The sequence below is a fragment of the Niveispirillum sp. GW835-FHT14G11 genome (assembly GCF_058793615.1).
On the sequence record NZ_JBXAFZ010000007.1, the window covers coordinates 159,159 to 166,940 of the forward strand.

The 7,782-nt window shown below is 65.6% G+C and carries 5 protein-coding genes; 4 read left to right on the forward strand and 1 reads right to left on the reverse strand.

What is annotated here, in order from left to right:
- Nucleotides 1-16: 16 nt before the first annotated feature.
- The gene (locus tag AC1Q7F_RS14655; protein ID WP_492508053.1) at nt 17-2,086 is read right to left on the reverse strand and encodes a PQQ-dependent dehydrogenase, methanol/ethanol family; all 2,070 of its coding nucleotides are present in this window, start codon (nt 2,084-2,086) and stop codon (nt 17-19) included.
- A 259-nt stretch (nt 2,087-2,345) separates the two neighbouring features.
- On the opposite strand from AC1Q7F_RS14655, the gene AC1Q7F_RS14660 reads away from it, so the two are divergent.
- Genes AC1Q7F_RS14660 through AC1Q7F_RS14675 form a run of 4 tightly spaced genes read left to right on the forward strand, consistent with a single transcriptional unit; the run spans nt 2,346 to nt 7,756 of the window.
- Nucleotides 2,346-2,537 carry a hypothetical protein gene (locus tag AC1Q7F_RS14660; RefSeq protein ID WP_492508055.1) on the forward strand — a complete coding sequence of 64 codons (192 nt, stop codon included), beginning with the start codon at nt 2,346-2,348 and terminating at the stop codon, nt 2,535-2,537.
- A gap of 28 nt (nt 2,538-2,565) precedes the next feature.
- Nucleotides 2,566-4,371, forward strand: coding sequence for a hydantoinase B/oxoprolinase family protein (locus AC1Q7F_RS14665; protein ID WP_492508057.1), 1,806 nt, complete (start codon nt 2,566-2,568; stop codon nt 4,369-4,371).
- A gap of 11 nt (nt 4,372-4,382) precedes the next feature.
- Nucleotides 4,383-6,455, forward strand: coding sequence for a hydantoinase/oxoprolinase family protein (locus tag AC1Q7F_RS14670; RefSeq protein WP_492508059.1), 2,073 nt, complete (start codon nt 4,383-4,385; stop codon nt 6,453-6,455).
- Between the two features lie 20 nt (nt 6,456-6,475).
- Complete coding sequence (locus AC1Q7F_RS14675; RefSeq protein WP_492508061.1) at nt 6,476-7,756, forward strand: hypothetical protein; 1,281 nt, start codon at nt 6,476-6,478, stop codon at nt 7,754-7,756.
- Nucleotides 7,757-7,782: the final 26 nt, after the last annotated feature.

The following is a 7,782-nucleotide window of genomic DNA, read 5'->3' on the forward strand; positions in this document are numbered from 1 at the left end:
CAAGGTTGGGATGGGGTCAGAAACGGGCAGGGGCGGTATCGGCGGGCCGGCCGCCCAGTGCTTCGCGCGCGGTGGCACGGATATAGGCCTGCAGGCTGCGTACCTGGTCGCGGGTCAGATGCGGGAAGGGGGGCATGCCGCGCTCGGCCAGGACGCCGTCATGCACCACGGCCCACAGCGCATCTTCCGACAGCGGCACCTGGCTTTCGCGCAGGTCCGGGCCGGGGGAGCCGGCGCCCTTCATGCCGGCGCCATGGCAGGCCATGCACATGATCGACAACGCCTTGCCCTTGGCCACCGCCTTTTCGTCCAGCATGAAGGATGGGTCGTCCACGGCATTGACCGTGAAATCGGCGGGTGGGGAGGGGGGAAGAAGCTGGCGTCCGCCCAGCGCGAAGGTCAGCAGGCGGCGCGTCTGCCCGCCATATTTCCAGCCGGCATTCAGCACGGAGGACAGCGCCGCCGTGGTCCCGCCATATCCCGTCAGGACAGAGACATATTGCCGGTTGCCGATGGCGTAGCTGATGGGGGCACCGACGATGCCCAGCCCGGCATTGAAGCGCCAGAGACGCTTGCCGGATTTGGCGTCATAGGCGCTGAACCAGCCGTCGCCGGTGCCCTGGAACACCAGTCCGCCGGCCGTGGACAGCACGCCGCCATTCCAGATCGTATCCTGCGGTACCTTCCAGCGCGGCTTCTGCCGCACCGGGTCCCACGCCAGCAAGGCGCCCTTGCCATCATCCTTGTCGGCCAGATAAGGCTGGATGGAGACACCTCCGACGAAAACCCCGTTAGGGTCCGGTTTGGCGGAATAACGGGCACCCATCTGCATGTGGGGGATATAGACCAGCCCGGTATCCGGACTGTATGACATGTCCTGCCAGTTATGGGCCCCCAACATGCTGGGATAAAGGATACTCTCGCCCTTCTCATACCGGATGTCAGGCGCTTCCACCGGGCGCCCGGTGGACAGGTCGATGCGGTCTGCCCAGGTCACCTTGCCCGTTTTCTCGGCAGAGATCAGTTTTCCCGTCTCCCGGTCCAGCACGTAGAAGAAGCCGTTGGTGGGGGCTTGCATCAGTACCTTGCGCGGCGTGCCATCGATGCGGATGGTGGCCGCGATCATGTTGGCCGTGGACTTGTAATCCCAGCCCTCGCCGGGATTCTGCTGATAGTGCCAGAGATATTTGCCGGTATCGGCGTCCAAGGCCACGATGGAGGCCAGGAACAGGTTGTCGCCGCCGCCGGGGCTGCGCAGGCGGGGATTGTAGGGGCCGCCATTGCCGGTACCCAGGTAGATCCGGTTCAGTTCCGGATCGAAGGTCATGTCGTTCCAGACGGTGCCGCCACCGCCGCCAGCCTTCCAATATTCTCCGCCCCAGGTCTTCGCCGCCATCTCCATGACGGGGTCGCCGGCATTCTCCGCCGGTTTGCCGGGTGTCGTGTGGAAGCGCCAGACCTGCTGGCCGGTTTCCTGGTCATAGGCGGTGACAAAGCCGCGCATATTGGCGTCGGCCCCGCCATTGCCGATGATCACCTTGCCGTTGAAGGTGCGGGGCGCGCCGGTGATGGTGTGGATGGTATTGGGCGGCAGGGTCTGCACGCTCCAGACCGCAACGCCGGTCCTCGCATCCAGCGCCACCAGCCGCCCGTCCAGCACGCCGACGAACACCTTGCCCTTGTCATAGGCGACACCCCGGTTGACATTGAGACCGTGGCCCAGCTTTGCGGGGTTGAGCTTCCAGATCTCCGGATCGTATTTCCAGAGCAGCCGGCCTGATCCCCCCTCCACGGCATAGACGGCGGAACGGCTACCCGTGAAATAGAGCACGCCGTCCACGGCCAGCGGCGTGGCTTCCAGCGTCACCTCCTCGCCCAGGTCGAACCACCAGGCCAGCCCCAGCTTGCCGATCGTGCGGGTGGTGATGCGGTCCAGCCGGCTATGGCCGCTTTCATCCGCCCCGCCGCCATGGTGGGGCCAGTCGGCACCCGCGCCCACCTTGCCGCCGGCCAGGGCGGATAGTGCGGTGACGAGGGGCAGCATCAGGGCGGTGCAGGCAATCAGCAGGGATGGGCGGCCATTCACGGGCTCAATTCTCCGGATCGGGGTGAATTTATGATCTATTGTGTATCATAATTCACTGTATCGATCCGGGCGATCGCTGTCCTTTCCTGTCGATATCGCGCGGGCGATCCGGTGCGAGGGGCCTCTGTGCTCTTGATGATCCGATGATTGACGCGAGTTGCAGTAGGGCCCAGGGGCGCTTGCGGGTGCGGACCGGCGCGCCTAGCCAATAGGGAACAGGTTCGCGAAACAGGACGCCAAGGGGCGATTGGAGGAAGTGATGCGACAGCGCCCCGTGCGCCCCGATGCGGGGCCCCCGCGCATCACCAGCAAGGCCGGCGACGGGGTCGTCCGCGACGGGCAGGAGATGGATGTCGGCATGGCCGTCACGGTCTATCCCACCCATCGCCGCCCGCCCTGCGCCGAGCCGGCCGCCTTGTCCCTGGCCGATCCCGACGTGACCGAACATTGATGCGATAGAGCGAAGTGGAGGCAAGCCCATGTCCTTTGAGCTGAACCGGAAGCTCGCCGCGAGGCGGCCGCCGCTGCCCACCAAGGTGGAGATCGATCCTGTCACCGCCGCCATCATCCGTGGCGCATTCGAGACGGTGTGCTTCGAGGCCGCTACATATCTGGGCCGGGCCGCCTCCTCCCCCATCATCAACCAGTCGAACGAGCGCAATGCCGCCATCGTCGATGCCAATGGCCGCCTGGCCATGGGGTCCATCGGTACGCCGCATCTGACCTTCGTCAACCAGATGATGGTGCGCTGGGCGCTGATGAACATGGAGGAGTACGATATCGGCCCCGGCGACGTGCTGCTGTCGAACGATCCCGACCATGGCGGCGGGCACCTGCCCGACTATTGCGTCTATACCCCGGTCTTCGATGACGAGGGTGAACTGATCCTTTTCCAGACCCTTCAGGCCCACCAGGGCGACACAGGCGGCAAGGATCCCGGCGGCTTCACGCTGGAAGCCACCGACATCTTTACCGAAGGCGTGTCGTTCCCCTGCGTGAAGCTGGTGCATCGGGGCGTCAAGCGGATGGACATTATCCGCATGGTGGAGCGCAACAACCGCTTCGCCACCTTTGCCGGTGATCTGGCCGCCATGGTGGGCGGGGTACAGAAGGCGGCATTGTCATTGCAGAACCTGATCGGCCGCTATGGTTCCGACAAGGTCAAAGCCGCCATCAACCTGTCCATCGACCAGACCGAACGGCAGGTGCGCGAAGAGGTTGCCGCCTGGCCCGACGGCACCTATGAGGCCACCGTCCTGATCGACCATGACACGGTCGGCACACGCGACGTGAAGGTGCATGCCAAATGCATCGTGCAGGGCGACCAGCTGACCGTGGACCTGACGGGCACGGACGACCGGCCCAATCTGGTCGGCGTCTGGAACACCTTCGCCAACAGCCGATCCTACGTGATGATCCAGGTCTGCGTGGCCGTCAGCCCCGACATCGTGAAGAACGAAGGTATGTTCAACGCGGTGGAGATCATCATCCCCGAGGGCTGCATTGCCCAGCCGCCGCCCAACAAGCCGGCCGCACTGGGGTCGTTCCACCCGGCCTGCGAGATCACCGAGGCCGTCTGTCTGGCGCTGTCCAAGGTGGTGCCGGCGCGGTCGGCCCCGCAGCTCTACAAGATCGGCATGCCCAACGCCGTCATTGGCTTTGACCAGAACGGGGCCATGTGGATGGACCAGGGCGTGGATTGCCGGTCCATGGATGTGTCGGCGGTGGAAGGGATCGACGGCTGGGGGTCATGCCCGGTGGCACTGGGCAACCTGATCCTGTCGGAGGCGGAGGATGCCGAGGCTCGGTTCCCCATCCTGAATATCAGCCGCGAGATGACCATTGATGGTGGCGGGGCCGGGCAATGGCGCGGCGCGCCGGGCAGCCTGAACGTCAAGCAGGTGCTGGCGCCGACCATGGCCATGGCCTGGATGGTGTCGGCCGACCACCCCTTGCGCGGCATGTGCGGCGGTGATGACGCCATCCCCTATGCCAACCGGTTCCTGGTCGGTTCGCCAGAGGAATACAAGATCGAGCGCACGGCCCAGGCACAGCTGCCGCCCGGTGCCACCATCGCTTACCAGCATGGTGGCGGTGCGGGCTTCGGCCCCGCGCTGGACCGTGATCCTGACGCGGTGAAGGAGGATGTGCTTGACGAATATGTCAGCCTGTCTGCCGCGCGGGAGAAGTACGGCGTCGTGTTGACCGGCAGCTTGGAAAATTACGACCTGGCAGTCGATGCGGCCGCCACCCAGGCGCTGCGCGCCCAGATGCGTGCCGCCTGAGGGGATACAAAATGACTTATCGCGTGGGTATCGACATTGGCGGCACCTTCACCGACTTCGCCCTGCTGAAGGGGGCGGAGGTGGTGCTGCACAAGAACCTGTCCACCCCGGAGGACCGGTCCGTCGGCGTCATGAACGGGCTTTCCACCCTGGCGACGAAGGAAGGGCTGGAACTGTCCGACTTCCTGTCCCGCTGCGATGCCATCGTCCATGGCACGACCGTGGCCGACAATACGCTGATCGAGATGAACGGCGCCGTCACCGGCCTGATCACCACCGAGGGGTTCCGGGACGAGCTGGAATATCGCCGCGGTTTCAAGGAAAGCATCTGGGATGTGCGGCTGGAGCCGCCGAAGCAGATCACGCCGCGCCGTCGCCGCCTGACCGTGCCGGAACGTGTGCTGCATGATGGCTCGGTGCACAAGCCGCTGGATGAGGAGGCGGTGCGCGCGGCCTGCCGCCAGCTGGGCAAGCAGGGGGTGGAGTCCATCGCCATCTCCTTCCTGTTCTCCTTCGTCAATCCGGCGCATGAGAAGCGGGCGGCCGAGATCGTGGCGGAGGAACTGCCGGGCGTGCCCGTTTCCCTATCACACCAGGTACTGCCGCGTTCCCCGGAATATGATCGGACCAGCACCTGCGTGGTGAACGCCTATGTGGCGCCGCGCGTGACCGCCTATCTGGAAAGCCTGGTAACCCGGCTGAAAGCGGCCGGATACCGCAACCAGTTGATGGTCATGCAGGCGTCGGGCGGCGTCATGACCAAGGAATATATCGAGGGCTCGCCCATCCGCGTCCTGGCCTCCGGCCCGGCCGGGGGCGTGGTCAGCTCTGCCCATGTTGGGGCGGCCAAGGGCTGTCCCAACCTGCTCTGCGTCGATATGGGTGGCACGTCCTATGACATGTCGCTGGTGATCAACGGCGCCGCCCCGGCCGAGGCCGGTTGGAACATGCACCATCGCTATCTGGTGGGTGTGCCGATGGTGAAGGTGGAGACGCTGGGTGCGGGTGGTGGTTCCATTTGCCATGTCAAGGACGGGGTGCTGCAGGTCGGCCCGGAATCGGCCGGGTCGGAACCGGGGCCGATCTGCTATGGCCGTGGCGGTTCTCGCCCCACCGTAACGGACGCGCTGGTCATGCTGGGCATTCTGTCCACCGATGAAGGCTTCGCGGGCGGCAGCTTCCGCCTGAGCCGGGCCGGCGTGGAGGAGGCGTTTGCGGAGATCGGTTCGGCGCTGGGCTATTCGGCGGAAGAGGCGGCGTTTGATTGCTGGCGTGTGGTCAATGCCAATATGAGCCAGGGGGTGCGCCGCACCACGGCCGGCAAGGGCATCGCACCCGACGATCTGGTGATGCTGGCCTATGGCGGCAATGGTGCGGCCTTCGCCGGCATCCAGGCGGAGGATCTGGGCATTGCCCGCGTGCTCGTGCCCAAGGCCTCGCCCACCTTCTCCGCCCTGGGCACGCTGGTTGCCAATCCCAGCATTGATGAGGAACGGTCCTGTATGGCCCCGGCCACGGCGCTGGACCTGGAACGGCTGAAGACGCTATGGGCGGATCTGGCGGGCCGGGCGGAGAAATATTTCGCCGATGCCGGGTTCAGGCGCGACGATGTGGTGGCCAGCTACCAGTTCAACATGCGCTATCCGGGCCAGAATTTCGCCCTCACCTTCGATGTGAAGCCGGATGGCCGGCTGGGCGACCTGTCCTTCGTGGATGACGGTCTGGGAGCGCATGCCATCGCCCTGTTCAATGAACGCCACATGCAGGAATACAACCATATCCGCGCGCACGAGGTGCCGGAGGTGATCGGCGTGCGGCTGGCAACCCATGTGGCGACACCGTCGCCGGTTGCGGCGCAGGGCTTCACGGCCCTGCGCGTGGTGCCGGTGCCGGCCAAGAGCCGCCGGGCCAATCTGGGTCACGGGTTCCAGGTCACGGACGTGTTCCTGGGCGCGGACCTGCAGCCCGGCAGCGTGGTGACGGGTCCCGCCATCATCGACGAGACCTTCACCACCATCGTGGTTTATCCCGGCTGGCAGGCCATTGTTGACGATGCCGGCGATTATGAACTGACCCGTGCGTGATGGGTCGGGTGGTGGCGGGGATGGATGGCGGTCCGGGCTGGGTTGTTGGCGACCAGACCGGCCTGTCCATTCCCGCCCATCCACAAGCCCTGGTTGAAGGCGGGGCCGGCTTCCTGACCCGCGCCTTCCACGCCGCCGGCACCCTTTCGCCCGACAATATGGTGATGCTGGTGGAGGCGATCACGGATTGCCCCGGCGGCAGCACGGGCGCCAAGCTGTTCCTGACACTGGCCTATGAGCGGCCGGAGGCGGGGCTGCCGAACGACCTGTTCGTTAAATTCTCCCGGGATTTCAACGATCCGATCCGGGATCGCAACCGCGACCAGCTTCTGCCGGAGGTGCGGCTGGCGGCCCTGTCGCGCCATCCGGCCTTTCCCATCGCGGTGCCCCGCACCCTGTTCGCGGATTATCAGGGGGCATCCGGCACGGGGCTGCTGATCACCGAGCGCATCGGGTTCGGTACTGGCGGGATCGAGCCGCATTATGACAAGTGCCTGGATTATCTGGTTCCGGATGCGCCGGGGCATTACCGGGCGATCATCACGGCCCTGGCCCGGCTGGCGGGCGCGTCGCGGGCGGCACCGCTGGCCGATGCCGTGGCGGCGGCGTTTCCCTATTATGAGACGGTGGCCGGAGACCCGATCCGGTATGATGCCCCCCAGCTGCGACGACGGATCGAGAAGCTGGCGGCCTTTGCCCGCAAATATCCAAAATTATTGCCGGGGCGGGTCGTGTCGCCGGCCTTCCTCTGTTGGTTCTACCTGGACATGCCGGCTTTCGTGGCGCGACAGGGGGACGTCCGGCGGGTCCTCTACGCTGACGGGGCCCATGTGGCGCTGTGCCACTGGAATGGCAATATCGACAATGCCTGGTTCTGGCACGACGATGCCGGAAGCTTGCGCTGCGGCCTGATGGATTGGGGGCGGGTGGGGCGGATGCCGGTGGCACAGGCGCTGTGGGGCGCCTTGAGTGCCGCCGAACCGGACATGATCACCGACCATCTGGATGGCCTGCTGGACTTGTTCGTGACGGAATTTTCGGCAGCGGGGGGCGGGCAGATCGAAGTGCCGGCGCTGCGGGAGCAGATGCTGCTCTATGTCTCCCTCATGGGCCTGGCCTGGCTCATGGATGCCCCGGCCCTGATCTGCCGCGAACTGCCCGACCTGAACCCGTCCGTCGACCGGTTCGATGCCTGTTTCCGGCAGAACGAGACGGCGCGGGTCCAGCTTCACATGCTGACGAATTTCCTGACGCTGTGGGAGCGGTACAGGGTAGGGCGGCTGCTGGCGCTGGTGCCGTAGGGCGGGGGGGGGGGGGGGGGGGGGGG

Excerpts from the sequence above, each read along its gene's own strand:
- AC1Q7F_RS14665 (WP_492508057.1), top strand. The coding sequence starts at position 2,566 with ATGTCCTTTGAGCTGAACCGGAAGCTCGCCGCGAGGCGGCCGCCGCTG.
- AC1Q7F_RS14675 (WP_492508061.1), top strand. The coding sequence starts at position 6,476 with ATGGATGGCGGTCCGGGCTGGGTTGTTGGCGACCAGACCGGCCTGTCC.
- AC1Q7F_RS14660 (WP_492508055.1), top strand. The coding sequence starts at position 2,346 with ATGCGACAGCGCCCCGTGCGCCCCGATGCGGGGCCCCCGCGCATCACC.
- AC1Q7F_RS14670 (WP_492508059.1), top strand. The coding sequence starts at position 4,383 with ATGACTTATCGCGTGGGTATCGACATTGGCGGCACCTTCACCGACTTC.